Below are 25857 nucleotides of genomic sequence, written 5' to 3' on the forward strand. Positions count from 1 at the left end.
AACATGTTCCAAATTCACCTCATTGAACATGTTCTTATTAATTAGTTATGCATTTACGCGTTTAATTTCACGATGTTTATTCAATAAATAGGCCAAACCAAGATTAATGCCAACAAAGCAACTGATTGTCAGAAGAAGTGGTAGGACAGTAAAACCAGTGGATTGATAACCAACCATTGCTTGCAAGACATGGAGCATTCTCAGGCGCATTGGTGCCCCCCCTAATTGTGCAATCGTGCCCAGTAAAATAGGAATCATTAATAACAGCAATAAAACAATGAGTTTTTTTACGCCATCTATCCGATCATTAAAGACACCTGCTAACAAGCCAAGTGAGCCGCTAAGCATTAGTAAGATAAAAAAGAGCAACCACGACATGAAAAAGTTTCCTTGCGCATAGACATCAATTAATTTCATTGATAATTGAAAATGAGAAATGAAATTGCCGCTAAATACTTTAATCAGTACAAGTACAGCCAAGGATCCAACCAAAGATAAAATAGCATTACTTACAAAATTCACCAAAAAAATCGTCCAGCGGGAAAGCCCGTTTTGAATAAACAGTTTAAAATCTGTGTTTACCCCTAAAAATGATAGTATCCCCATAAAAACCAGACAAGGAATTACTGCATCAGAGCTGACAGTGTTCACGTCGTTAGAAAAGAGCAACCCAATAAGAGGAAAAAGAATGCCGAACAAAGCATAAAAGCCAAAATAAATTGCTAAAGAACGGACTTGATAAATAACACGATACCGCAAAGCTGTTTTAAATTTCATTTTACTTTTCCTTCTTTCTATTGGTTAATTGTACAAAATATGTTTGTAAATTTAGCGGCGCAATTTGAACCTCTGCTTTTTCAGTCGGCAAGTCGCCGTACACGTAAGCCGTAACTGCTCCACCTAAAGTGTCCATGCCTAAGATTTCCAATGACTGAGTATAGCGCTCTACTTGTTCTTTCGGCCCAGAAACAATGCGACCGTTTTTCAAAATTGTTTCAATAGATTCTGCGCGAATCAATTTTCCTTGATCAATGATGATAATATCTTCTAATAAATTCGCAATTTCTTCAATCAAATGGGTAGAAATCACAAACGTACGGGGACGTTCTTGGTATGTCTCAATTAAATAAGTATAAAATAATTCCCGATGATTGGCGTCTAAACCTAAGACTGGCTCATCTAAAAAAATATACTCACAGGGGACGGATAGCGCCACTATTAGTTTAGCAATACTCCGATAACCAGTTGATAATTTTTTGAATGTCTTTTTACCATCTAAACCAAAATCGCTTAACATTTGTTCGGCTAAAGACCAGTCAAAGGATCCATAAAAACCTTCAGTCGTTTTAAAAATATCTTTAATTTTTAACTGAGGAGGAAACAAATTATCTTCACTCATTAAGTAAATATGAGTCAAAGCAGCCTCATTATCGGTCACTGTTTCTCCCGCCAATTTAACGGAACCTGAAGTGGCAAAACTTCGATTATTTATGATATTTAATAACGTACTTTTACCAGCCCCGTTTCTGCCTAAGAGCCCATAAATCGTTTCTTTTTCAAAAGTAATTGAAATATTATCTAGTGCTTGTTTTTGATGATATTTTTTACTTACTGATTCCACCCGCAAACTCATGCGTCATACCCTCTTTCAATTAGTTGTTTTAATTGTTCAGCTGTAATCCCTAATTTTTTAGCTTCTGCGACAACTTCTAAGACTTCTTTATTTAAAAATTCTTCTTTCCGTGCACTTCTTACTCTCTCTTGAGCGCCTGGTAAAACAAACATGCCAATCCCCCGTTTCTTTTCAATCAACTGTCGTTCTACTAATAAATTCATTCCTTTTAAAACGGTGGCTGGATTGATTTGGTAACTTTTTGATATTTCTGTGGTTGAGGGAATTTGTTCGCCTTCTAAGTAAGCGCCATTAAAAATTCCTTCAGCAATCTGATCGGCTACTTGCTGAAATAAAGGCTTTTCCCCCGAAAAATTAAATTCCATTTTTACACCTCGCTTAAACGGTTAACTACTTATGTAACTAACTATATATCTTAGAAATTCTTTTGTCAACAAAAAAACCATTGTTTCCAAAGAAATTTTTCTTTGAAAACAATGGCTATACTTTTGAGTTTATTAAATGGTTTCGTTCTTATAGGGTTCCATTGTATAACAATTCATCGGTTGTTTCGTTGACAATTTTTAAGCGATTTTGTTTTTTTATCAAAATACTTTTATAGGTTGTTCCTGTAGCCTTTTCTTCCATCACAAGAATGCGTTTATACTCATTATCAGTGACTTTCTTAATCGTTGTTTGATTCAAGGACGGAATTTTTTCTTTTAGCGTTTTTTCTTCCGCCAGACCTTTTAAGATTTCTGATTCTGTAGTGGAACTTGTGGGTTTATTAGAATCGCTTGATACACCTTCGTTATTAGACGCACTTTCAGATGACTTGCGACTTGATTCAGTTACTTTAGGCTGTGATGATTCACTGGTATTGGTTGAATTCATTTGAGTTTGGGTTTGATTCCCACATGCACCAATTAGCAACCCAACGCCTAAGATAGAACTTGCTAAAATTGTTTTTCTAATCATTTGCATGACCTCCTACATCTATCATTACTTTAACCTTAACATTTTTCAGCTAAGAGAACAATTTTTCAGATTAGAAAAGACCACTAGTCGTTATTTAAATAAACGAACTAGTGGTCTTACTTATTTAGGAATGATCTTCATATGAGTGAGTGGGTAATAAACAAATTGTGCTTTCCCTAAGATTTGATCTGCATGTATTGCACCAAAAGAACGGCTGTCTTTGGACATACGGCGATTATCACCAAGCACAAAATAGCTATCTTTAGGTAATTTTTCTTGCATTAACAATTCTTTTGAATCAAAATTCGTAGTGTAAGGCATCGTTTCATGATCTTTTTTTCTGTTTTTAGTTAAATACGGTTCAGCGATTGGCTGATTATTGACATATAATTGATCGTTTTCGTAACGCACAGCTTCTCCTGGTAAACCAATCACACGTTTAATCAGAATCGATCCTGTGTCTGTTTTAAAGACCACCACATCAAACCGTTTAATGGCGGAGAATTTTTCCATCACAATCATATCTCCTTGATTCAAGGTTTTTTGCATGGAATGGCCATCCACCCGAACAGGAATCAGGAAAAATCCTCTTAAAATAAAAACGGCTACGATTGCTGGTACTAAGATTTTCAGAAAGTACATTAAATACCCAACATAATCACGTTTCTTCTTCAACTTCGTGCCACCTTTTTTCTAGTTTTTTTGAATTTCCTTGACTGCTGTATCGTAAGCAGCGTCATTTTCAAGAATTAATTTACCTAAAGTGGCTTCAATTTTTGTGGCTGTTTCATTGTCGATTTCTCCAGTTATAGGCAAGCCATTTTTCTGTTGAAGATCGCTAACCGCTGCTTTTGTTTCTGCGGTGTAGTTTGCATTGTTTTCATCAACAGGATACGCTAATACAGCTAAAATAGCATTTAAGTTCTGAATATCTTCAGATTGATCTCCTTCTTTTAGCGTTTTATCGCGAGGAATCAATTTTAAATAGGCATACTCGGGGTAATCAGCTTTGATGGTTGGTTCAATTCCTTTTTCGTTGATCCATTCGCCTTTTGGTGTTAACCATTTTAAAACAGTCAATTTTATTTCGGTTTGGTCATTTAAATCCTTCACCGTTTGGACCGTTCCTTTGCCAAATGTTTTCGTTCCAATTAATGGGACATTCGCAGATTCATGCAGTGCTGCAGCAAAAATTTCGGATGCACTGGCACTATTGCCATCAATGATAACTGCAACAGGTTCTTTTACTTTAAAGCCGTCGTCTAATTCTTTGGAAGCAACTTCTTTCATCGTACGTCCTTTTTTGTCTTCAAATTGAACAATTGTTTCGCCATTTTTTAAAAACATACTGGCCATTCGCTCTGCTTGATCTAGCAGTCCACCAGGATTTTGGCGTACATCAATTACAAAGGATTTAGCTCCTTTGTCTCGTAAATTCGTGATTGTTTCTTTCAATTCCTGATATGTTTTTTTACCAAAGGACGTAATTTTAATCGAGCCAATTTGTGCATCTTTTTTGTCTAACTCACCTGTCACTGTTTTAACGGGAATTTTCCCACGTTTGATTGAGATATTTTTAGTTTCTCCCTCTCTTTGGATAGTCAATTCAACGGAAGTTCCTTTTTTACCTCGGACTTTTGACACGACTTCTGCTAGTTTCATCCCTTTTGTAGCTGTACCATCAACTTTTTCAATAATATCGCCTTCTTTGATTCCCGCTTTTTCAGCTGGGGAATCTGCTACAGGTGCCTCTGCTACAACTGGTTCGCCATCTTTCATTGTCATAGTGGCACCAATTCCTTCAAAATCGCCAGATAAGCTTTCGTTTAAATCATTGGCAGCAGATTCATTTAGATAAGTTGAGTATGGGTCTCCAATGGCTTCAGACATGCCTTTTAAGGCGCCTTCAACTAATTCATTTTTATCTACTTCACCTACATAATTGGTACTAATTTCATTATATAAATCCTGCACTTTGCTTAAATCAGCATTGGTAATTGCCCCTTCTTGACTCATCTTTTTAACACGATGATCAAAATAAATATAACTACTTCCTCCAGCTAAAAATGCGACACAGAGGAGCGAAATAATATATTGATAAAAAGGAACAGTTCGTTTGTTCTTCATATATTTCATCTCATTTCTAACAAATTCGTCACTACTTTTGTTTACTATAACATGAATGAAAAAAGAGGAAAAGCTTTGTTTGCTTTTCCTCTGGATTTATTTATTGTTTTCAAGGTACTTTTCCCATAACTCATCAAAGATGTCCATGTTGCTTAAATAGTCAGCATTCATTTCTAAATAAGAAGAAAGTTCATGATAATCCTCGGTTTGTTTTGGAAACTGAATATCTTTGGCCGCTTCATTGGCAAAATCAGTTTCAGAATCTTTAGCCGGACCTTTTAATGTCATTAAGTAATGGTAAAAGCTTCGTCTCATGTAAATTAATCACTCCATTTTTCTTCGATAAATTCACTTCTACGTTGATGGGACAATCCATAACGCAAAGCGTCTTTTTTATAAAAGTCTTGATGGTATTCTTCAGCAGGATAAAATGGTGCTGCTGGTTCGATGGTGGTAACAATTGGTTCTGTAAAACGGCCGCTATTAGCTAGACGTTCTTTACTTTTCTCAGCAATTTCTTTTTGTTCTTGAGAACGATAAAAAATAACTGGCCGATAATTATCGCCGCGGTCTTGAAACTGACCGAAAGCATCAGTAGGATCCGTTTGTTGCCAATAAATGTCCACTAATTGTTCGTAAGAAATAATCGCTGGATCAAAGGTGATTTCTACTGCTTCCGTATGGCCTGTTGTGTGTGTTAGAACCTGTTCATATGTTGGATTAGGCACGTGCCCACCTGTATAACCCGAAACAACTGAGATAATCCCTGGTTGTGTATCAAAAGGCTGCACCATACACCAGAAACAGCCGCCTGCAAAAATTGCTTTTTCTTCCATCTCTAACACTCCTTTTTTATTTCTCTTTTGGCAAGTATATATTCATCCGAATGTCATCGTCAACTAAATTAATCTTTTCTGCTCGAACAAATAGACCATTTTGCATTCTAAACTGATCTAAACGTAATAAAACAGTTTGATCATCTGGATTGATTTCAACCCATTTAGGTAGTTTGTAAGAACGTTTAGCAAATTTCAATACTTCTTTAATTGGCAAGCCTAACGTTCCTATAGATAAACTTTTTGCTTTTAATTGTACATTACCATTCGCCATCACGTAAGGATCAAAATATAAGTAAAAAGGAATGTCATGCCCTAACACCTGAAATGTTCCATTTAATAAAGCATCATTTTCTAAATAAAATTTATATTTGATCTCCGAACCTTTTTGAAAGTCGGCTAAATAAAAGTCAATCAGTTTGTTCACTTGTTGTTTTTTTGACTGAATGGTGACGACTGGCTCGCCTTCTTTTTCAACAATTGCTGGTATTTTCTTTAAATCTGGTTCGCGAACTTGTGTTGCTCGAAATGTCACGAAAGCTACACTACCAATGACTAAACCCACTAGAACAAGAAAAGCGATTTTCCAGGGATTTCGTTTAAGATTGGTTGGTTGTGTCTTTTTAATTGATTTACTTGTTTTTGGCTTTTCTTCATTCATTTTATTCACTACCTTCTGATTTGGTTATCCATTCTTTCTCTGTCTTGACCATTTCATCCCGGACAGCTCCGGCCATAATTTGGTAGCCAAGATTATTCGGATGGAAGCGATCTTCTTCATATAACAAATTGTTTAAATCCTCTTTGCTAGCACTACTTCCTGTAGTTTCTGAGTCGCCACCGGTTACGCCAACTTCATCGCCACGACCTTTATAGAGTAAATCATTGATAGGAATGAAATAGGCTCGTTTTTGCTCTTGAACCATTTCTTCGGTTGCTTGATTCCAGTTATCAACGATTTCTTGCATTTCTGTAATTTCGGAAAAGTTTAAGTAGAAGGGATTGTAAATTCCTAAGACATAAATAGGGGCCTTCTCGTTGTACTCTCGGATTTCTTCAAGTAGTCGTCTTACTCGGCGTTGATAGGCTTTTTGTGGACGATTGAACGAGCTGACTTTCAAGTCGAAAATATTACTACTAATTACTTTCATTAAGTCATTTCCACCAGCCGTTAGCGTAATCACGTCCGCAGAGGCAAGGCCCTTTTGAATTTCAGGTTTCTCTTTGATTCGTTTTAAAATTTGATCACTACGATCCCCATTTTTCCCAAAATTGTCTGTTTGAACACCGTTCAAGTTGTAGTGTTCTTTTAAATCATCTGCCACAATAGGAACAAAACCTCCACTATTCGTCAAATCGCCAATTCCTTCAGTTAAAGAATCACCGATAGCTGTATAATGAATGACTTCTTTTTGATTTTTTTGAGCAGTTGTGGCCACTTTCTCTTGCTTTAATAGTGGCTTTGCTTTGGGGATGGCCACACTTAACAATGTAAAAACACCTAGCGCAATGAGGATAGGTGTTAAGACGGTCAGCAAAATATGCTGTGTTTGTTTTTTCATCTTCGTCACTTCCTTTTAAATAAACCAACAAGAAATTTTCCTTTTCTTGTTAGAAAGAGGTTGCGTCTACTCATTTAAGAGCGAGACCCAACCTCGTTATTTCTTAGTCTGTATAGTACATAATAGCAAAGGCATTTTTTCCTGTATGTGTTGCAATGACTGGATTCGTATGTAATACGGGAATATCCATGTCTTTAAAGATTGCTTGTAATCCTTCTTTGAATCCATTTGCTAGTTCTAGCCCATCCGCATGAGAAATGCCAATTTGTCGAACATTTGGAATCTTACTTAATTCTGATTTCAATTCGTCAAACCATTTATTAAACGTTTTAACGCCTCGGCCTTTCGCTACAGGAATCAATTCCGTATTTTCAAAGTCCATGACAACTTTCATATTAAAAATGTTTGATAATAATCCTGTTGTACGGCTGATTCGTCCACCTTTAACCAAATTATCCAATGTTGAAATGCCAATGTATAATTTAGTATTTTGTTTGACGCGTTCAATTTCAGCTAAAATTTCTGGAACACCCGCTCCCGCTTGTGCCAATTTTGCTGCTTGAATGACTTGGAAAGACAAACCTTGGTCTGTAAAATCGCTATCAATCACCGTTACTTTACTTGATGATAAGTTGCTAGCTTGACGGGCCGCTTCAACCGTTCCACTTAAGCCTTTTGTCATGTGAATCGAAATTACTTCACTGCCATCTTCACCTAAGCGATCATATAATTCTACAAATTCACCAATTGGTGGTTGACTCGTTTTGGGTAAGGCCTTCGCATTAGCCATCATGTCCATAAATTTTTCGCCTGGCAAATGATCATCATCTGGATAAACAACGCCATCAACCATAATTGATAAAGGCATCATATGGATATTTAATTCATCTCTAAGACTTTTTTCCATCGTACATGAAGAATCCGTTACGATTTTAACGTTTGTCATAAATTTATCACTCTTTCTTTAAAAGGAACCTGTTTTCATGGTAGAATACCATTAAACGGTTAATTATCTAGTTATAGTATAACAGACACTGCCGAATTTTTCATCAAATTAAAATAAAGGAAGTGAATTTATTGGAAAAAACGCATTTCTCAAAAAAATACCTAATCGTGAACGAAGTCTTAAATGCAGTTACACATGGCATAGGCGCAGGTTTAAGTATTGCTGGCTTAGTCATTTTACTTGTTAAAGGAGCTCGTTTAGGCTCACCGATTCACGTGGTATCTTATGCTATTTATGGCTCCATGTTGATTCTACTTTTTTTATCTTCAACGTTATTTCATAGTTTAATTTTTACAAGAGCCAAAAAGGTCTTTCAGGTCTTCGATCATAGTTCTATTTTCTTATTGATTGCTGGCAGCTATACGCCGTTTTGCTTAATTAGTATTGGCGGTTGGTTAGGTTGGACCTTATTTAGTTTAGTCTGGTTAATCGCCATTGTCGGTATTGTCTATAAATCCCTCACGTTGCATAAACAAGAAACAGTGAAAAACATTTCAACGATTATTTATATTGTTTTAGGTTGGCTCTGTATCATCGCTGCTCGTCCGTTATATGAATCTCTTGGGTTTACAGGAACAGCGTTATTGGTCGCAGGGGGCGTGTCTTACACATTAGGTGCAGCCTTCTATTCATTGAAAAATGTGCGGTTTATGCATGTAGTTTGGCACTTGTTCGTCATGCTTGCAGCGATCCTCATGTATTTTTCTGTTCTCTTTTATACGTAATCACAGCACAATAAGAACACGATGCTTTGAGCATCGTGTTCTTTTATTGCCCTAAATCTCTTTATTATAAAGGAATATTCTTCTTTTCGAATTATTTTAACATAAATTAGTAGAAAAGACTTTACAAAACGAACATACATTCGTATAATAACAATACGAACACTCGTTCGAATCAAATGAAGAGGTGATACACATGGAAGCAATTCGTCGTGTTGGATTTTTATTTTTTGTATTGGTTATAGGTATTTTTTTGGGAACATTAGGATTACGTCTTGCTTTTATGATCGTGACGCCGTTATTTATTCTTTGGTTTATGTCATGGGATGAGAAGCGTTATACACGTACACGTAAACAACAGCAAGCAAGATACGTTTATCGTAAGTTCCCTTAATAAATAATAAAACGGTGTGTTCCCCCCAAGCTACGCTCCGTTTTTATAAATATGTCAAAGAAAGAGCGAAGGATTAAATTCCTTCGCTCTTTCTAATTAAATTAGATTAGTATTCCATTAAGGTAACAATATCGTAGCCATCAATTTTATCGCGGCCATGTAAATCCATTAATTCAATTAGGAACGCACAACCAACCACAATACCACCTAATTGTTCGACTAATTCGATGGTTGCTTTAATTGTACCACCAGTTGCTAGCAAGTCATCACAAATCAAAACACGTTGGCCTGGTGTGATGGCATCTTTGTGCAACGTTAATGTATCTGAACCATATTCTAAGTCATAAGTCACTTCGATGGTTTCACGAGGAAGTTTTCCTTTTTTACGAACCGGAGCAAAGCCAACCCCTAGTTCATAAGCCACTGGACAGCCGACAATAAAGCCACGAGCTTCCGGTCCTACAACCATATCAATTCTTTTTTCTTTCGCGTAATCCACGATTTGTTTCGTTGCTTCACGGTAGGCATCCCCATTAGCCATTAATGGAGAAATGTCACGGAACACGATCCCTTTCTCAGGATAATCTGGAATGCTTGCAATGTAATCTCTTAAATCCATTTTTATTTGTCCTCCTCATTCCACAGCCATTGTTGTATTGTTTGACAATCACTGTAAAGTAGAAATTCTTCTGTTTTTATTTTTTTCAATCGTTGTTGGTACACTTGACTTTCAGTCAATGGTCGATTGTCGGGTTTCTCAATACTGTTTAAAACACCGCTTTCTATTGTAACAAATCCTAAGTCAAAAAACACCTGTATCATGAAAATTAATAATTTTTCTTGGATATTTAAGTAATTTGCCACCTTCGATAGCTGGGAACGTAGATTTACTTCTTTTTGCTGCAAAATAAATTTATACAATGTTGCAAATTGTTCACGTGAAGCCATACCGTTTAAATAAGCTTCTTCTGGTGAAATAAACATCATGTATATACGTTGTATCTCAGTTGCTTCAACAATTTCTTTAACCGTGATTGATTCCACAGGACAGTCGACAAAAACCAGTTGTTCGATTTGATTTTGAGAAACAGCTTCCACCAATTCTTCTTGGTTTGACCAAACAATAATATTAGCGGTTGGATCTGAAATGAATTTTTGATTTTTTTCATCAAACAAAAGATAAGCTGTTGCTTCTGAAGGAATTGGTTTCGTTTGATTATTTTTGCCACGAAAATCAAATAATTGTCTTCCAGATACAGCAAAATCAGTCACCATTAATTGTGGTTTCTTACGACCATTCCATTCATTGATGGAAAGTTGGCCTGCCACATCGGCGGTTCCTTGTGCTAGTTCATCCGCTTGAGGCCCCATTTGAAAAGCAATTGCATCCAATTGTGCCCCTTCTTGATTCATTTGAAATTTCAGATGTGTATTATCTGCACCAATTTGCCGAATTTGCGTAGGCGTGATTTCCTTAAATACAAAAGTTGGCACAGTATTATCAGTCCCAAAAGGCGCCAAAATACGCAATTGATCAATAAAAGCAGTCGTTGCCTGCGAAACCGCTAAGCTCTCACTAATAAGTAACTCTTGTCCATTAGCCATATCAATTTGATTTTTTTCAATAAAGTGTGCCAAATGTTCTTGAACAAAAGGAATATTTTCAACAGGTAAAGTCATTCCCGCTGCCATATGATGCCCACCAAAATGAGTGAATTGCTCACGCACTTCGTTCAACGCCTCATAGAGATTCAATGCGCTAATGCTACGTCCAGAGCCTTTAGCGGTCGTACCAGATTCATCTATTGCTAAAATAATGGTTGGTTTCCCCGTTTCTTGCATAATGCGGCCCGCGACAATCCCTAAGACGCCTTCATGCCAGCCTTGTTTCGCTAAAATATGGACCGGCGCATTCGGGTCGATTAAATCCAGCGCTTCTTTGGCAATCGTCGTTACAATGTCTTTTCGTTCATTGTTTTGTTGATCGATATATTTAGCGATTTCCAGCGCTTGTTCTTCATCAAATGTAGTCATCAATTCAACACCTGGTGCGGCTTCCCCTAATCGACCTAATGCGTTTAAACGAGGTCCAATGGTAAAGCCAATTGATTCTTCTGAAACAGCTTCCTTTTTCACACCCGCTTCTTGTAATAAAACGTCTAAACCAATTCGATCACCAGTTTGAATCATTTGAAGGCCCATTTTGACAAACGTTCTATTTTCATCGGTTAATGAAACCAAGTCAGCAATTGTCCCAATTGCTACCAAATCTAATAACTCAATTGGTAATTCACCAAGTAACGCAGTAGCGACTTTGAAAGCCACGCCAACACCAGCTAAATCTCCAAAAGGATAATCTCCTTGCGGATGTCTAGGGTGGACAATCGCATAGGCTTCTGGTAATTGTTCAGGCAATTCATGATGGTCAGTGACGATTACATCTACCCCTTGAGCCATAGCGTAGTTAATTGCTTCATGTCCAGCTACACCATTATCAACGGTTACAATTAATTGGACTCCTTGTTCAATTTGTTCAGCAAATACGTCTTTATTAGGCCCATATCCATGAACAAAACGATTCGGTAGAAAGTACTGAACCATGCCACCGACTAATTCGATTGCTTCTTTCATAACCGTGGTACTAGTGATGCCATCTGCATCATAATCCCCATAGACAAGGATTTGTTCACCCGCTTCGACGGCTTGCTGGATGCGGGCTACCGCTTTCTCCATATCATGCATTAAGAACGGATCATAAATATCTTCGATAGTCGGATGTAGAAACTTACGTAATGCTTCTTCTGTCCGGATATTGCGGTGCCATAAAAGTTGGCCAATTAATGGATTAATTTCTTCTTTTTTTAATTGTTCTATAAATTCTACAGGTAATTCTGTCTTTGTCTGTAACTGCCATTGATAGTTTGATTTTTTCACGACGTCACTCCTAACCAAGTAATTATAGCAAAATTTTTCCAAAAACTAAAGAAAGCATTTTTTTAAATCTGAGAAAAAAACTGTGATATCTGTTAGATAAATAGCAGATATCACAGTTTTATTTTAAAAGAAACTTAGTGATAAAGTCTCTTCCTTATTTTTGTTCCTCTTCATTCACACGAGGTTTCACATAACGATCAATACGACTACCTGACACAGGCGTGGCATCTACTTCTGTGTTTGATGTTTGTTCGTTGACCACTGGTTCTGCGACTTGTGGTGCTGCCGCTTGTTTGGCTTGCAAATCAGCCAATTGATTATCAAATGAACGTTGAACTTTTTCCGTTTCTTCTTTGACTAATTTATCCATATCATTTTTATAAATATCCAACTCTTTTTGTACAGCTTTTAATTCTTTACGTTGGTTCCAAATAGTGGTTGTGGAGGTTAGTAACCCAACTAGTGCGCCAATAATTGCAGAACCTAAAATAATTAAGATTAACGGTCCACTAATTTTAGTAAAACCAAAGTTTACTGGAACAGCTTGATTATTTAAAACAGCAAAAATAACAACAATTAAGACCAACACAAGGCCCAAAATAACACGCCATTGATTTTTCATGACTTGATTGACTCCTTTATTTTTTATTTAAAATATTTCCCGCTATGAAATCTCCTAAATGTGGAAACAATGTATAAAAGCGGGCAGCTGCTTCCATGACAAACGGACGATTAATCTCACGTCGAGAAGTCCCCATACTCCCAACCACTTCTTTCGCTAATTTCGTAGGGTCTAAAACAATTTTATCCACCGCAGCTAGATAAGTGCCTGTCGGGTCCGCCTTATCAAAGAATTCTGTTTGGATTGGTCCTGGATTGACAGTCGTTACTGCTACACCCAACGGTTTCAATTCTAAACGTAAAGCATTTGAAAAACCTAACACAGCAAATTTCGTTGCAGAATAAACGGTTGATTTAGCTGTAGCCATCTTCCCAGCCATTGAAGCAACGTTGATAATATGTCCTTGCCCAGCTTCAATCATTTTAATAGCTACTTTTTGAGTAAACGTCATCATTCCTAGAACGTTGACATCAAACATTTGGCGTGCAACAGCCAAGTCAATTTCAACAAAATTTTCAAACAAGCCAAAACCAGCATTGTTGACTAAAACATCTATAGGACCAACTTCTGCTGAAATAGCTTCAACCACACGTTCAACACTTTCTGGATCGGCAATATCTAATTGATAAGAAAATGCTTCTCGTCCGCTTAAAACAGCACACTGCTCGCGAACTTTACCAATCAAATTAATTCTGCGGGCGCAGACAACGACGACCGCCCCTTGTTTAGCTGCTTCATAACAAATTTGTTCACCTAAACCAGCTGAACCTCCAGTTACGACAACGACTTTATTTGTTAAATCCATCTAAGCTCCTCCTTCATTGGCAAATGGAATCTCAATGATATCCATATCTTTTACGATTTTTGTATTGGGGAAAATTTCTTGGGCTTCTTCTTGAAGCTGATAGGCCTCTTTGGTTAAATAACGGGCACTAATATGCGTTAAGATAAGTTGTTTTACTTGCGCTTCTTTTGCAACTTCAGCTGCTTGTTGACTGGTTGAGTGGAAGTAGGCTTTTGCCATTTTTGCTTCGTGTTTATTAAACGTACTTTCATGGACTAAAACATCCGCTCGTCGTGCTAAGGTTACGCTATTTTTAGTTTTGCGAGTGTCTCCTAAAATCGTCACGATTCGTCCAGGTTTACGCTCTCCCACAAACGCTTGTCCATTAATTTCCTGTCCATCAAAAACAATCGTTTCACCACGTTTGAGTTTGCCATACAACGGCCCAGAAGGAATCCCTAAAGCTTGAAGTTTCTCTACTTGTAATTCTCCTTCATGCGCTGCTTCCTCAATTCGATAGCCAAAGCTCGTGATGCCATGGTCCAAGATATTACAGCGAACAGTGAATTGTTTATCTTTAAAAATAACGTCATTTTCTTTCGTTAATTCAATAAATTTCAGTGGATAGGACAACCGCGATTGCGAGACCCGTAAAGAAGTTTTAACAAAATCAGCAATCCCAACTGGTCCATAGATTTCTAAAGGTTCTGTCCCGCCCTGAAAAGAACGACTACTTAACAAACCAGGTAAACCAAAAATATGATCCCCATGTAAATGTGTAATAAAAATCTTTTCAATTTTTCTTGGGCGAATACTACTTTTTAAAATTTGCAATTGCGTCCCTTCCCCACAATCGAAGAGCCAAACTGCATTTCGTTCATCTAATAATTTCAACGCAATCCCTGTGACATTGCGATGTTTTGCTGGCACACCAGCGCCTGTTCCTAAAAATTGTATTTCCATCTGCTACCATACTTTCTTTTAAACTTCCTTTTTATTTTAGAAGAAGTTTGCTCCTTTAGCAAATAATAATTTATCTATTTTCTCAAAGTTTTCTTCTTAGTTTACCGCATTTTACGATAAAATAACAAAAAATTAGCAAACTACCATAAAAAACCGTGATTTCTTAGTATTTTAAAAGACTGTTTCCCTTTATTCAGAAAACAGTCTTTGATCCTTATTCTTCTTTCGATGTCGCTTCTTTATGTTGTTCTTTTTTTGCTTGCCACGATTGTTTCGCTTCATTTGCAACTTCGTTCGCATCGTTAATTTCTTGTTGGACTTCCTCTAAATCAAGCCGCGTGATTTCGCCACCTAAGTCAAACATAACCAACTGGTTGAGTGGACGGTTGTCTTCTTCTTCTGCAATTAATAACAATCCCGTTTGTCCTTCATCAATCTTTTGAATCACATGTTCAAAAACCGTTTGTGCTTCTTGAATTTCTTTGGCATCTTTGCTTGCACCATACATACTTCCAGCAAACCAGCCAAAAAGAATGCCCAGAGGACCACCTAATATGCCTACTAGCATCCCAATCATGCTATCTTTTGATGTATGATTGTTGCCTGTAAAATCGATAAAATCATTGATTTTAAATTGATGCTGGCCATCATTAACATGCGTAACAACCGCCATTTGCTCACCTTTAAGCTGTCTTTCTGCCTGCATCTTTTTTATTTCGGAAAATGCTTGGTACGATTTACTTTCAATATCAAAGTTCATAATGATAATTCGTTTTGCCATACAAATCGCTCCTTTATTCTGGATACATCTATTTTAGCAAGAAAGGCCTGTCTCTAGCAATGAAAACTTTTTGGTTATGTATAAAAAAAGAAGATAGCTAGGCTACCTCCTTGTTAATGCTTATTTACCATCAAGAATATTTAAACGGACCTTTTTCGGACCATCGATACGTACACTATAAACAATTGTCCGAATTGCTTTTGCAACACGCCCTTGTTTACCAATGATACGTCCAATATCTTCTTTGGCCACAGTCAAATTATACTCGAGGAAATCAGTTGATTCCTCAATTTCTAATGAGACTGCTTCAGGTTGACTGACTAACGGACGGACAATAGTTAAAATTAACTCTTTCACATCTGCCATATTCAATCACCTTATTTCTTAACGTTTTTAGCTTCATGATGTTTTTTCATAACGCCTTCTTTTGAAAGGATGTTACGAACTGTATCAGAAGGTTGCGCACCTTTAGATAACCAATCTAAAACTAAATCTTCTTTTAAAACTACTTCTGCAGGGTCTTTCAAAGGGTTGTAAGTACCTACAGTTTCGATGAAACGTCCATCACGAGGAGAACGAGAATCAGCTACTACAATACGGTAAAAAGGACTCTTTTTAGAACCCATACGTTTTAAACGAATTTTAACTGCCATTATTAAATACACCTCCATTAACTTAATCACAAGAGTTAGTTTAACAGATTAACAACAACATGTAAAGAGTTTTTTCTTGACACCTTTACTTTTTTTCAATTTTTTTAGCCAATTTGCAGGAAAACAAACGAAATAATGAAGAATTTTTACAAAATTTGATAATAGTTGTACTGGTTTCTCACTTGAAAGCCTTCTGTTTGATAGAGATGAAGCGCTGCTTGATTTTCTGTTTCAACTTCTAAAAAAATAGTCGCTGAGGCTGACTTTTCTAAAATCATTCGGAGCGCAGACTGTAACACTTGACGGCCAAGACCGCGACCTCGTTGCGTTTTTGTCACAACAAAGCCATAAATCCCCCATTCGTTTTCAAAATGATCCAAACGTAGCGTGGCTAAAAGTTGATTGTTTTCTTTATAAATAAGTGTTCGTTGAAGGTCCTCCGGCAAAGGCGTACCTTCGAGTAACCTAGCCAAGGAATGCAAATCAGCCACTTGTGGTCGGAGAAGTGTCAGCTTCGCCAAATCCTGTGAGTAAGTTTCTCTTTGAAAAACCAGATACTGTTCTGAAAAAGCTGGCACAATTCCTTGTCTATTAAAATAATTCAGGCCAACAGATTGCTTGTCGTCCATCACGAGAAAGACTTCTTTCATTCCCCACAAAGCTGCTTGCTTTTCGAGTTCTTGAACAAGTTCTTCAAAAAATGGCCCTACATTTGGCGCAACAATCGTCGCTTCCAAGGTTTCCCCATCAAAACAATACCCTACGATATACGCTTGTATGGTTTGTTCCTTCCTGTATAAACCATAATAAGTATAAGCTGATTCCTCAGGAAATGTTTGTTCCAATTTATAAAAAGTTCCTTGTTTAATCATTTCCTTGTTTCTTAATTCAGTCAATGTTTGTTTCTCCAACGGTGTTAACTGTCGGCGCCAATTTATTTTTTTATTCAAGCAGTTGCTCCTTTAATCATCCTTTTACTAGCTATTATACGTGAAGTTACGAAGTTCAACAATGTACAAGGATAAAACGTTTGCGCTTTTTTCGAAAAAGTACTATCATAAAGTAAGTAAAAGAAAAATGGAGGGATTTACATGACAAAAAAAATTGGTATTTTTGTAGGGAGTTTAAGAAAAGATTCATTTAACAAATTGGTAGCAAAAACAATGGCGGACTTATTTCCAGCTGATTTCGAACCTGTTTTTATTAACATTGGTGATTTAGAATTATACAATCAAGATTTGGATGATGAAGGAACCCCCACCGAAGCTTGGACAACATTCCGTGAAGAAGTCAAACAAGTAGATGGTGTGATGTTTGTAACACCAGAATATAACCGTTCAGTACCAGCTGTTTTAAAAAATGCATTGGATGTCGGTTCACGTCCGTATGGCGAAAGCGTTTGGGATAAAAAACCAGGACTTGTGGTGAGTGTTTCACCAGGTGCAATTAGCGGATTTGGTGCGAACCATCATTTAAGACAATCATTAGTCTTCTTAAATGTTCCAACTTTACAACAACCTGAAGCCTATATTGGCGGTATTACGAACTTAATTGGTGAAGATGGTAAAATTATTGATGGCACTGTTGGCTTCTTACAATCAATTGTAGATGCTTACGTGGATTTCTTTAATCGCTTAACTGCCTAATTGAATCAATCGAGAAAAAGTGAGGCAACTTTTTACAGGTTGTCTCACTTTTTTTATTTTTTTACTTGACCCTCTCGTTACGTAAAGGTTTATGATAGATTTTGTCAGGAGGAATGAATGATGGAATATACAATTAAAAAAATGGCTTCACTATCTGGCGTCAGTGCACGGACGTTACGATATTATGATGAAATTGGTCTTCTTCAACCAGCCAGAATTAATTCTTCTGGTTATCGAATTTACGGGCAAGCCGAGGTGAATCGTTTGCAACAAATTCTTTTTTACCGTGAATTGGATCTGAAACTAGATGAAATTAAAGAAATTTTGGAGCAACCTGACTTTAATGTTGAACAGGCTTTATACGAGCATCAACAAAAACTATTGGAAAAGCGCAATGAAATTGATCGTCTTTTAGCCTCTGTTCAACAAACCTTACACCATTACAAAGGAGAGATAAACATGTCAGATCAGCAAAAATTCGAAGCATTCAAACAACATCGAGTTCAAGAAAACGAAGAAAAATATGGTAAAGAGATTCGGGAAAAATATGGCAACGAAACGATTGAACAAGCCAACAAAAAATATTTAAACTTGACGGAAAAAGACATGCAAGCAATGCAGAACGTGGAAAAAGATTTATTTTCTAAGTTAGCCATGTATCAAAAATCACCCAAGTTGACTAGGCAACTTGCGCAAGAAATTTTCCAATTACACAAAGATTGCTTAATGTACTCTTGGTCAAGCTATTCGCCAGAAGCACACAAAGGGTTAGGCCTTATGTATGTTGGCGATGAACGATTTACGTCATATTATGAACAACACGGTGCTGGTTTTGCCGAAGCGTTAAACGCAATTATCCAAAACTACGCTTAAACAGAAAGTGCGCCATCAGTCGAAGAGACTGATGGCGCACTTTCTGTTTCTTATGATAATTAACTAAAGCCTGTTTATCTTTTTTTCTTTTTCTTTTTTTTGTTTTTCTTCATCATACGATTCATGGCCATTTTACCTAGCTTGCCTTTAACACCGCCACCTAGCATTTGATCCATACCAGGAATGTTCATATCCCCTTTGGACATTTGTTGCATCATTTTTTTGGATTCTTTAAATTGTTTAATCATACGATTGACTTCAACCACACTATTTCCTGAACCGGCTGCAATTCTGCGGCGGCGACTAGGATTTAATAGATCAGGATTTTCACGTTCTGCAGGAGTCATTGATAGGACCATCGCCCGTTTCCGTGCCACATCTTTTGGATCGACTTTGACATTTTCAATACCAGGCATGTTACTCATCCCAGGGATCATTTTTAATAAGTCTTCAATCGGTCCCATGCCCATAACTTGATCCAATTGCTCAATGAAATCGTTAAAGTCAAAACTGTTTTCTTTCATTTTTTGAGCAAGTTCTTCTGCTTTTTTCTCATCGTAATCTTGTTGCGCTTTTTCAATTAGCGTCAACATGTCCCCCATACCTAGGATACGACTCGACATACGATCGGGATGGAAAATTTCTAAATCGGTTAATTTTTCACCAGAACCGACAAATTTAATCGGAGCGCCCGTTACTGCCCGAATTGACAGCGCAGCCCCCCCACGAGTATCGCCGTCCATTTTGGTAATAACAACCCCAGTAATTCCAAGCTGTTCATTAAAACTATCTGCAACGTTGACAGCATCTTGCCCCGTCATCGCATCAACAACTAACAGAATTTCATTGGGATCAGCCAACTCTTTAATTTGTTTCAATTCGTCCATTAAAGCTTCGTCAATGTGTAAACGGCCGGCCGTATCAATTAAGACATAATCATTTTTCTTTTCTTTTGCTAACGCTAACCCTTGACGAACAATTTCCACTGGATTAGCATCTGTTCCCATATCAAAAACGGGAACTTCTAATTGTTGACCTAAAACCTTCAACTGATCAATCGCTGCTGGACGATAAACGTCACCAGCGATTAAAAGCGGACGAGCGTTTTCAGTTTTCATTAAGTGTTTTGCTAATTTACCAGTAAAAGTTGTTTTACCAGCCCCTTGTAACCCTGTCATCATAATCACTGTCGGGATTTTTGGAGATTTATTCAGTTCAACCGTTTCTGAACCTAACGTTTTCGTTAATTCTTCATCAACAATTTTTACAATTTGTTGGGCTGGTGATAAGCTTTCTAATACTTCGACTCCTACTGCCCGTTCTCTGACGCGTTTTGTGAAATCTTTGACCACTTGTAAATTAACGTCGGCTTCTAATAAAGCCAAACGGATTTCTCGCATCATTTCTTTTACGTCGGCTTCGGAAACTTTTCCCTTACGACGGATTTTACTCATTGCCTGTTGTAGGCGGTTTGTTAAACTCTCAAAAGCCATAGTTTCATTCCTCTATTTCTTGAATTTGTTCAATATATTTTTTGATTTCACTATCTTTGGGATAAGTTTCTTGAACATACTGCTGTAGTTGTTCAAGATATTCTTTCCGTACAACATAGTTTGAATAAAGATGTAACTTTTTTTCATATTCTTCTAAAATTTTTTCGGTTCGTTTAATGTTATCATAAACCGCTTGGCGACTAACCTCATATTCTTCCGCAATTTCTCCTAAAGAAAAGTCATCAGCATAGTAAAGCTCCATATAATTCATCTGCTTTTCCGTTAATAATGTCGAATAAAATTCAAATAACGCATTCATGCGGTTTGTTTTTTCCATTTCCATGAGCCGTGCTCCCATCTTCAATCCCTTATAGGTTACCGATTTCATAGGGAATAGTCAATCTTTTTTTACTAAGTTTTTACCTTTTAAAAAGAAATGTCCGCAAGTTGCCATGTTTCTTCAGAATAAACGGTCATTCCTTGTTGAATAAAATAATCAGTTGCGACTCCAACTCCAGCTTTTTTAATGCCAGAAAATTGTCCATCATAAATCAGCTGGCTGCCACAGCTGGGACTTTTTTCTTTCAAAATCAAGGTTGTAATTTGTTGGGCTTTTAATTTTTGATACGCGCGTTGTGCCCCTGCTTTAAATGCCTCAGTGACATCTTCCCCGTTATCCGTATATACATAAGCAGTATTCGCCCAAACATCGAAGCCGTCCCCGCCAATGATTTCTGCTGGCGGACGTGGAATGGGCAACTCTCCTAAAACTTCGGGACAAATCATTATTGCTTTTCCATTAGTTACAAGTTGTTTTAACGCTTCTTGTTCTTGAGATTTTCCATCATAACGGCAACAAATCCCACCTAAGCAACTACTAATACCAATCATTCGCTTCTCCTCATTTCATTTCTCTATTATACCATGAGTTGACTTTTCTCAAAAGTAGCATTCTCGCTTACTTTAAAGTACGTTCTTCCTCTAAAAATATGTTAAACTAACAATAGTGAAATATACACTTATTTTCAGAAATTTCTTGAAGGAGTTATGTAAATGAAAAAAGTTCTTGTCGTCGATGATGAACCATCGATTTTAACTTTGTTAACCTTTAATTTGGAAAAAGAAGGCTATCAGGTGACTACTTCCGAAGATGGTAAAAACGGCTTCGAATTAGCTTTGTCTAATCAATATGATTTTATAATTTTAGATGTAATGCTTCCTGGTATGGATGGCTTAGAAATTACCAAGGCACTTCGTCGAGAAAAAATTGACACGCCTATTTTGATTTTAACTGCCAAAGATGAACAAGTAGATAAAATCATCGGCTTAGAAATTGGGGCAGATGATTATTTAACAAAACCTTTTAGTCCCAGAGAAGTCTTAGCACGCATGAAAGCTATTTTCCGTCGTTTAAAACCTACCACGACCGAACCGCTTCAAGAGGACACACCTAAAGCTCCGCTTGTGATTGGCGAGATTCGTGTAGATGAACAAAATTATGAAGTCTTTGTGCGCAATCAGCCCATTGAGCTAACACCGAAAGAATTTGAATTACTCGTTTACTTCATGAAACGCAAAGATCGGGTCATTAATCGGGAAACCTTGTTGGAACGAATTTGGCAATATGACTTCGCTGGACAAAGTCGCATCGTCGATGTCCACATTAGTCATTTACGTGATAAAATCGAGCCTGATCCCAAACGGCCCGTTTACTTAGTAACTGTCCGCGGCTTTGGCTACCGTTTTCAGGAGCCAAAACGATGAAAAAGAGACTGCGGATTGAATATTTTTTAGTTGCGGCAGTCATGCTTTTATTATTTGTCGGGAGTATTGCAGCGACCAATTTTTTCTTTCAAAAAGAAATGGTTGCTCAGCAAGAAACCTATTTAAGAAGAAAAAATACCCTTTTAACAGACCAGTTGCCCCCTTCCGTTTTCGAAAAAGGACAACTGACAAACCAACAACAACTCCTTGTCACCCATGCGTTAGATGATGCAGAAGAACGGGTAACTTTGTTGCAAAAAAATGGTACCGTCTTTTTTGACAGCAGCCAAAATGAACCGCTAGAGTCGCACAAAAAACGACCTGAAATCGCTGCGGTTCTATCAGGAGCTACCTATGGTTCAGCTTTACGAAAGAGTAAAACGTTAAATAAAGAACTTCTGTACGTTGCCACGCCTGTTTTAAAATCAGGAGAAATCGTTGGTATTATTCGGATTTCGGAACAAACTGCGCTATTTTCTAAAAATATCCAATCTTTTCGTCGCTATATTATCTTTACATTTGGCATCTTGTTCCTACTAATTACCTTGTTTATTTTTTTATTGTTACGGCAAAAAAATCAACCGCTAGTGACTGTCTTACCGATTCTGAAACGAATGCTTAAGCATCCAGATGAAAATCGATCCATTATCCAGCAATCTTCTGAATGGAATGAACTTTACGAAACTATTAACTTACTGAGTCAACAAGTAAGTCAAACGTATAAAGCGTATACATCTGCAGATGAGCAATTTCACGAACTTTTAGATGAGCTGATGATTGGTGTCTTTATCATTGATACGCAAGGACGGCTTCGTCTGTTGAACCCTAAAATGCAGGAAATGTTAGGACTCTCTGCTAAAAATATGCAAAGCAATTATCTTGAAGTGATTCAAGACGCCGATTTGATTCATTTAATCCATCAAGTCGTTGCTGAAAAAAACAGCTTACATCAAGAAATCACTGTGACACAAGGACCAACACCTTTACGCTTAGATCTTTCTCTTCGTTACTTGGATGATCAAAGCGCCAATGATTATCAAGTGTTAGGAATTGCCTATGATTTAACGCGCGTTCGCCAACTAGAAAAAATGCAAAAAGATTTTGTATCAAACGTGTCTCATGAATTAAAAACGCCTGTCACTTCTCTTTTGGGCTTTACCGAGACACTCATAGATGGCGCCAAAGAAGATCCGAAAGTCCTTGATCAATTTTTGCACATCATGCAAAAAGATGCCCAGCGTCTGCAACAATTAATTCAAGAAATTTTAGAACTTTCTCGGGGCAGCGCGACAATTCCTTATGCAGAACAAGAAATTACTTTAGAAAAATTTATTACAGAAATTCTCGGTTCTTATCAGCAACAATTGGCAGCAAAACAGCTGAAAACAGTCGTTCATGGTCTGCCAGAGAGCCAGTTTTTCACCAAATACGAATTGTTTTATCCAATCGTGAAGAATCTAATTGAAAATGCCATTCAGTATTCCCAAGAAAATGGACAGATTACTATTTCTTATGCTATTGAAAATCAGCAATTACGTTTATCTGTTCAAGATACTGGCATTGGCATTAGTCAAAAAGACCAAGAACGGATCTTTGAACGGTTCTATCGTGTCGATAAAGCACGTAGCCGTCATTCTGGTGGCACCGGTCTAGGTCTAGCTATTGTCCAAAATTACACAGAATTATTAGGCGGTAAAATCGCCATTGATAGTCACTTAGGCTTAGGGACCACTTTTACAATCACCTTACCTTTAACAAAAAAAGAAGCCTAAAAAAACTCAGCCAATCCTGTTTATTGGCTGAGTTTTTTGTTTATTTTTCAGTTACTTTTCCATTTACATCACGTTCTACTTGCATATCTGTGATGGCTAAATAACCTAAGTCTTTGACAATTGTCTTTTGAACATCATCGGTGACCATATAGTCTAAGAAGGCTTTTACTTCTTTATTAGGCTCCCCTTTTGTATACATATGTTCATAAGACCAGATTTTCCATGAATTGTCTTTCACGTGTTCTTCTTTTGGTTCAACACCATCAATGCTTAAGGCAACAGTGGAATCATCCATATAAGAAAAAGCTAAATAGCTGATTGCTCCTGGTGTTTGTTCAACAATTTTACGAACTGTTCCCGAAGAATCTTGTTCTTGTGATTGAACTGGTTTAGCTCCATCTAAGCCCCATTTTTCAAATGTTGCTCGGGTGCCACTTCCGTTTGCGCGGTTTATTACGACGATTTCTTGATCTTTGCCGCCCACTTCTTTCCAGTTTTTGACTTTGCCAGTAAAGACATCAATCAATTGTTGCTTCGTTAAATTCTTCACGCCGACTTCTTTGTTGACCACTGGTCCCATACCAACCACGGCCACCCGATGATCAACTAATTTAGAGGCATCCACGCCATCTTTCTCTTCGGCAAACACATCGGAATTTCCAATGGTCACTGCGCCATCTGCAACTTGCGAAAGTCCTGTTCCGCTGCCGCCACCTTGGACAGAAACTGTATAATTAGGATGTTCTTGTGTAAATTGATCTTTCGCAGCATCTACTAACGGTTGTAAAGCGGTGGAACCAACAGCGACAATTTTAACTGGTTTGTTACTATCCGCTTCGCTGGATTTTTCAGTTGTGCCTCCTTGAGCTCCGCACCCAGTTAATAATAACCCTAGACTCAGCATAGTTGCTGCAATTACACGTTTTTTCATCTTTGCACTTCCTTTTCAATTAGTTACAAGTTTAGTCTACCAAGACTCTGTTAATTCTGTTTCAATTAAATGTAAATAAAAGGTAAAGGTGTGTAAAGAATCTATAAAGGCTAGTGCGTTACGCGTTAGGTCGCCATGTAATGTGCAATTCGTTCCATGGCCGTTGTCAATTTATCCATATCGGACGCATAACTAATTCGGACGTATCCTTCTGCTTCTGGACCAAAAGAAATACCTGGAATCAACGCTACTGCTTCTTTTTGCGCTAAATCAATACAAAATTTCATAGAATCTTGTTCATAACCAGTAGGAATCTTAGCAAAAATATAAAAGGCGCCATTTGGACGTGCAACCTCAAACCCCAATTGAGTCATCTGTTCATAAACAAAATCGCGCCGTTTCCGATACTCTTCTTTCATAATTTCAGCATCATGCATTCCTTCGATTAAGGCACGAACAGCCGCTTTTTGAGACACAGTTGCAGCCGCAGTAACTAAATACTGATGAACTTTAATGATCTCCGCTGTTAAAATCGCTGGTGCAAAAATAAAGCCAATCCGCCAGCCTGTCATAGCATGTGATTTCGACAAACCGTTAATTAAAATCGTTTGGTCACGTAACATTTCAGCAATCGAAACATGACTCTCATCATAAGTTAACTCACTATAAATTTCATCACTAATCACAAAAATGTCGTATTTTTTTAGAACATCAGCAATTGCTTGCAACTCTTGGCGGTTATAGGTGACACCAGTTGGGTTGCTAGGATAATTTAAAATAATTGCTTTGACTTGTTCCCCATGCTCGGCCATTGCCGCTTCAATCATTTCAGGGGTCAAGACAAAATCGTTGTCTCGTGTATCCAAATATACCGGTTCCGCCCCCGCCAATGTAATAATTGGTTCATACCCTGGGTAAATAGGTGCTGGCAATAGCACTTTGTCACCTTGTTCTAAAATTGCTAATAACGAAGCTGAAATCGCTTCTGTTGCTCCAACTGTTACTAAAATTTCTGTCGCAGGCTGGTAAGTCAAATGATACTTTTCTTTCATAAAATAAGCGGCTGCTTCACGGACATCTAATAAACCAGACATCCCTGTATAATGAGAAAAATTCGCATCAATTGCTTCTTTGGCTGCTTTTTTGACATGCTCAGGTGTGTTAAAATCCGGCTCTCCTAGCGTTAATTTTAAAATACCTTCAATTCCTGAGACTTGTTCGTCAAATTGACGAATTAAAGAAACAGCAATTTTATTTACTTGACGATTAAAACGATTGGTTAAATCCATTTAGCTTCACTCCTTCAGTTGACGTTATAGTAGCACAAATTGACCGTAAAATGAATGATTTTCTCATTGTTTCGCTAGATTTTTATTATAAATATCTCAAAAAAACGACAGAGAA

31 protein-coding genes are annotated in these 25857 nt (G+C 37.4%); 6 read left to right on the top strand and 25 right to left on the bottom strand.

Annotated elements, in window-relative coordinates; all coding sequences use genetic code 11:
• Positions 1-45: 45 nt before the first annotated feature.
• From IGJ04_RS01690 to IGJ04_RS01740, 11 genes are all read right to left on the bottom strand, one after another.
• On the bottom strand, positions 46-777 hold the full coding sequence (locus IGJ04_RS01690; RefSeq protein ID WP_002371093.1) for a hypothetical protein: 732 nt from the start codon (positions 775-777) through the stop codon (positions 46-48).
• A gap of 1 nt (position 778) precedes the next feature.
• Positions 779-1633, bottom strand: a complete 855-nt coding sequence (locus tag IGJ04_RS01695; RefSeq protein WP_173951156.1) for an ATP-binding cassette domain-containing protein — start codon at positions 1631-1633, stop codon at positions 779-781.
• Positions 1630-1998, bottom strand: a complete 369-nt coding sequence (locus IGJ04_RS01700) for a GntR family transcriptional regulator (protein WP_002357453.1) — start codon at positions 1996-1998, stop codon at positions 1630-1632. The genes IGJ04_RS01695 and IGJ04_RS01700 overlap by 4 nt, the downstream gene beginning before the upstream one ends.
• 148 nt (positions 1999-2146) lie before the next feature.
• Positions 2147-2596 carry a hypothetical protein gene (locus tag IGJ04_RS01705; protein ID WP_002360207.1) on the bottom strand — a complete coding sequence of 150 codons (450 nt, stop codon included), beginning with the start codon at positions 2594-2596 and terminating at the stop codon, positions 2147-2149.
• A gap of 114 nt (positions 2597-2710) precedes the next feature.
• Positions 2711-3265 carry a signal peptidase I gene (lepB, locus tag IGJ04_RS01710; RefSeq protein WP_002382369.1) on the bottom strand — a complete coding sequence of 185 codons (555 nt, stop codon included), beginning with the start codon at positions 3263-3265 and terminating at the stop codon, positions 2711-2713.
• A gap of 18 nt (positions 3266-3283) precedes the next feature.
• Positions 3284-4726 carry a S41 family peptidase gene (locus IGJ04_RS01715; protein ID WP_025192032.1) on the bottom strand — a complete coding sequence of 481 codons (1443 nt, stop codon included), beginning with the start codon at positions 4724-4726 and terminating at the stop codon, positions 3284-3286.
• 87 nt (positions 4727-4813) lie between these two features.
• A complete protein-coding gene (locus tag IGJ04_RS01720; protein ID WP_002364020.1) occupies positions 4814-5032 on the bottom strand; it encodes a YozE family protein in 219 nt (72 codons plus the stop codon).
• Between the two features lie 5 nt (positions 5033-5037).
• Entirely contained in the window at positions 5038-5553 is a 516-nt protein-coding gene (msrA, locus tag IGJ04_RS01725) for a peptide-methionine (S)-S-oxide reductase MsrA (RefSeq protein WP_002357448.1), read from the bottom strand.
• Between the two features lie 16 nt (positions 5554-5569).
• A complete protein-coding gene (locus IGJ04_RS01730) occupies positions 5570-6223 on the bottom strand; it encodes a YpmS family protein (protein ID WP_002357446.1) in 654 nt (217 codons plus the stop codon).
• Positions 6216-7115 carry an SGNH/GDSL hydrolase family protein gene (locus IGJ04_RS01735; protein ID WP_438839827.1) on the bottom strand — a complete coding sequence of 300 codons (900 nt, stop codon included), beginning with the start codon at positions 7113-7115 and terminating at the stop codon, positions 6216-6218. The genes IGJ04_RS01730 and IGJ04_RS01735 overlap by 8 nt, the downstream gene beginning before the upstream one ends.
• Before the next feature lie 103 nt (positions 7116-7218).
• Positions 7219-8061: a DegV family protein gene (locus IGJ04_RS01740; protein ID WP_002357444.1), complete on the bottom strand. Its 843-nt coding sequence runs from the start codon at positions 8059-8061 to the stop codon at positions 7219-7221.
• A gap of 131 nt (positions 8062-8192) precedes the next feature.
• Here IGJ04_RS01740 and trhA point away from each other — a divergent pair, with 131 nt between their 5' ends.
• Positions 8193-8846, top strand: coding sequence for a PAQR family membrane homeostasis protein TrhA (gene trhA / locus IGJ04_RS01745; RefSeq protein WP_002357443.1), 654 nt, complete (start codon positions 8193-8195; stop codon positions 8844-8846).
• A 193-nt stretch (positions 8847-9039) separates the two neighbouring features.
• Entirely contained in the window at positions 9040-9237 is a 198-nt protein-coding gene (locus IGJ04_RS01750) for a hypothetical protein (RefSeq protein WP_002360203.1), read from the top strand.
• Between the two features lie 106 nt (positions 9238-9343).
• On the opposite strand, the gene IGJ04_RS01755 is transcribed toward IGJ04_RS01750, so the two are convergent.
• The 9 genes from IGJ04_RS01755 to IGJ04_RS01795 all read right to left on the bottom strand — a co-directional run bounded on the left by IGJ04_RS01755 (position 9344) and on the right by IGJ04_RS01795 (position 16924).
• The gene (locus IGJ04_RS01755; protein WP_002357441.1) at positions 9344-9856 is read right to left on the bottom strand and encodes an adenine phosphoribosyltransferase; all 513 of its coding nucleotides are present in this window, start codon (positions 9854-9856) and stop codon (positions 9344-9346) included.
• Positions 9857-9858: 2 nt separating this feature from the next.
• The gene (gene recJ, locus IGJ04_RS01760; RefSeq protein ID WP_438839828.1) at positions 9859-12171 is read right to left on the bottom strand and encodes a single-stranded-DNA-specific exonuclease RecJ; all 2313 of its coding nucleotides are present in this window, start codon (positions 12169-12171) and stop codon (positions 9859-9861) included.
• Between the two features lie 154 nt (positions 12172-12325).
• On the bottom strand, positions 12326-12793 hold the full coding sequence (locus IGJ04_RS01765) for a LapA family protein (RefSeq protein WP_002357439.1): 468 nt from the start codon (positions 12791-12793) through the stop codon (positions 12326-12328).
• Between the two features lie 16 nt (positions 12794-12809).
• Entirely contained in the window at positions 12810-13598 is a 789-nt protein-coding gene (locus IGJ04_RS01770) for an SDR family NAD(P)-dependent oxidoreductase (RefSeq protein WP_002357438.1), read from the bottom strand.
• Positions 13599-14540 (bottom strand): ribonuclease Z, encoded by a 942-nt coding sequence (gene rnz / locus IGJ04_RS01775; RefSeq protein ID WP_002360200.1) that lies wholly within the window; start codon positions 14538-14540, stop codon positions 13599-13601.
• 214 nt (positions 14541-14754) lie between these two features.
• The gene (locus IGJ04_RS01780) at positions 14755-15321 is read right to left on the bottom strand and encodes a hypothetical protein (RefSeq protein WP_002357436.1); all 567 of its coding nucleotides are present in this window, start codon (positions 15319-15321) and stop codon (positions 14755-14757) included.
• 120 nt (positions 15322-15441) lie between these two features.
• A complete protein-coding gene (locus tag IGJ04_RS01785) occupies positions 15442-15687 on the bottom strand; it encodes a KH domain-containing protein (RefSeq protein ID WP_002357435.1) in 246 nt (81 codons plus the stop codon).
• A gap of 11 nt (positions 15688-15698) precedes the next feature.
• On the bottom strand, positions 15699-15974 hold the full coding sequence (gene rpsP, locus IGJ04_RS01790) for a 30S ribosomal protein S16 (RefSeq protein ID WP_002357434.1): 276 nt from the start codon (positions 15972-15974) through the stop codon (positions 15699-15701).
• Positions 15975-16120: 146 nt separating this feature from the next.
• Complete coding sequence (locus tag IGJ04_RS01795) at positions 16121-16924, bottom strand: GNAT family N-acetyltransferase (protein ID WP_438839829.1); 804 nt, start codon at positions 16922-16924, stop codon at positions 16121-16123.
• Between the two features lie 141 nt (positions 16925-17065).
• Here IGJ04_RS01795 and IGJ04_RS01800 point away from each other — a divergent pair, with 141 nt between their 5' ends.
• Together IGJ04_RS01800 and IGJ04_RS01805 are read left to right on the top strand one after the other, a co-directional pair.
• The gene (locus IGJ04_RS01800; protein ID WP_002357432.1) at positions 17066-17620 is read left to right on the top strand and encodes an NADPH-dependent FMN reductase; all 555 of its coding nucleotides are present in this window, start codon (positions 17066-17068) and stop codon (positions 17618-17620) included.
• Between the two features lie 117 nt (positions 17621-17737).
• Positions 17738-18493, top strand: coding sequence for a MerR family transcriptional regulator (locus IGJ04_RS01805; protein ID WP_438839830.1), 756 nt, complete (start codon positions 17738-17740; stop codon positions 18491-18493).
• 74 nt (positions 18494-18567) lie between these two features.
• Here IGJ04_RS01805 and ffh read toward each other — a convergent pair whose 3' ends face one another.
• From ffh to IGJ04_RS01820, 3 genes are all read right to left on the bottom strand, one after another.
• The gene (gene ffh, locus IGJ04_RS01810; protein ID WP_002361897.1) at positions 18568-19986 is read right to left on the bottom strand and encodes a signal recognition particle protein; all 1419 of its coding nucleotides are present in this window, start codon (positions 19984-19986) and stop codon (positions 18568-18570) included.
• 4 nt (positions 19987-19990) lie between these two features.
• Entirely contained in the window at positions 19991-20329 is a 339-nt protein-coding gene (locus IGJ04_RS01815) for a putative DNA-binding protein (protein WP_002357429.1), read from the bottom strand.
• Positions 20330-20412: 83 nt separating this feature from the next.
• Positions 20413-20877, bottom strand: coding sequence for a DUF523 domain-containing protein (locus tag IGJ04_RS01820; protein ID WP_438839831.1), 465 nt, complete (start codon positions 20875-20877; stop codon positions 20413-20415).
• 162 nt (positions 20878-21039) lie between these two features.
• On the opposite strand from IGJ04_RS01820, the gene IGJ04_RS01825 reads away from it, so the two are divergent.
• Both IGJ04_RS01825 and pnpS read left to right on the top strand, forming a co-directional pair.
• On the top strand, positions 21040-21750 hold the full coding sequence (locus tag IGJ04_RS01825) for a response regulator transcription factor (RefSeq protein WP_002360193.1): 711 nt from the start codon (positions 21040-21042) through the stop codon (positions 21748-21750).
• Entirely contained in the window at positions 21747-23522 is a 1776-nt protein-coding gene (gene pnpS, locus IGJ04_RS01830; protein WP_002413857.1) for a two-component system histidine kinase PnpS, read from the top strand. The genes IGJ04_RS01825 and pnpS overlap by 4 nt, the downstream gene beginning before the upstream one ends.
• Before the next feature lie 40 nt (positions 23523-23562).
• Here the strand turns inward: pnpS and IGJ04_RS01835 are convergent, their stop codons facing one another.
• Both IGJ04_RS01835 and IGJ04_RS01840 read right to left on the bottom strand, forming a co-directional pair.
• Complete coding sequence (locus IGJ04_RS01835) at positions 23563-24453, bottom strand: phosphate ABC transporter substrate-binding protein PstS family protein (protein WP_002357425.1); 891 nt, start codon at positions 24451-24453, stop codon at positions 23563-23565.
• Positions 24454-24578: 125 nt separating this feature from the next.
• A complete protein-coding gene (locus IGJ04_RS01840; RefSeq protein WP_104855391.1) occupies positions 24579-25742 on the bottom strand; it encodes a pyridoxal phosphate-dependent aminotransferase in 1164 nt (387 codons plus the stop codon).
• Between the last annotated feature and the right edge of the window lie 115 nt (positions 25743-25857).

It is taken from the genome of Enterococcus sp. AZ050, assembly GCF_051715085.1.
Classification (GTDB): Bacteria; Bacillota; Bacilli; order Lactobacillales; family Enterococcaceae; genus Enterococcus; species Enterococcus faecalis.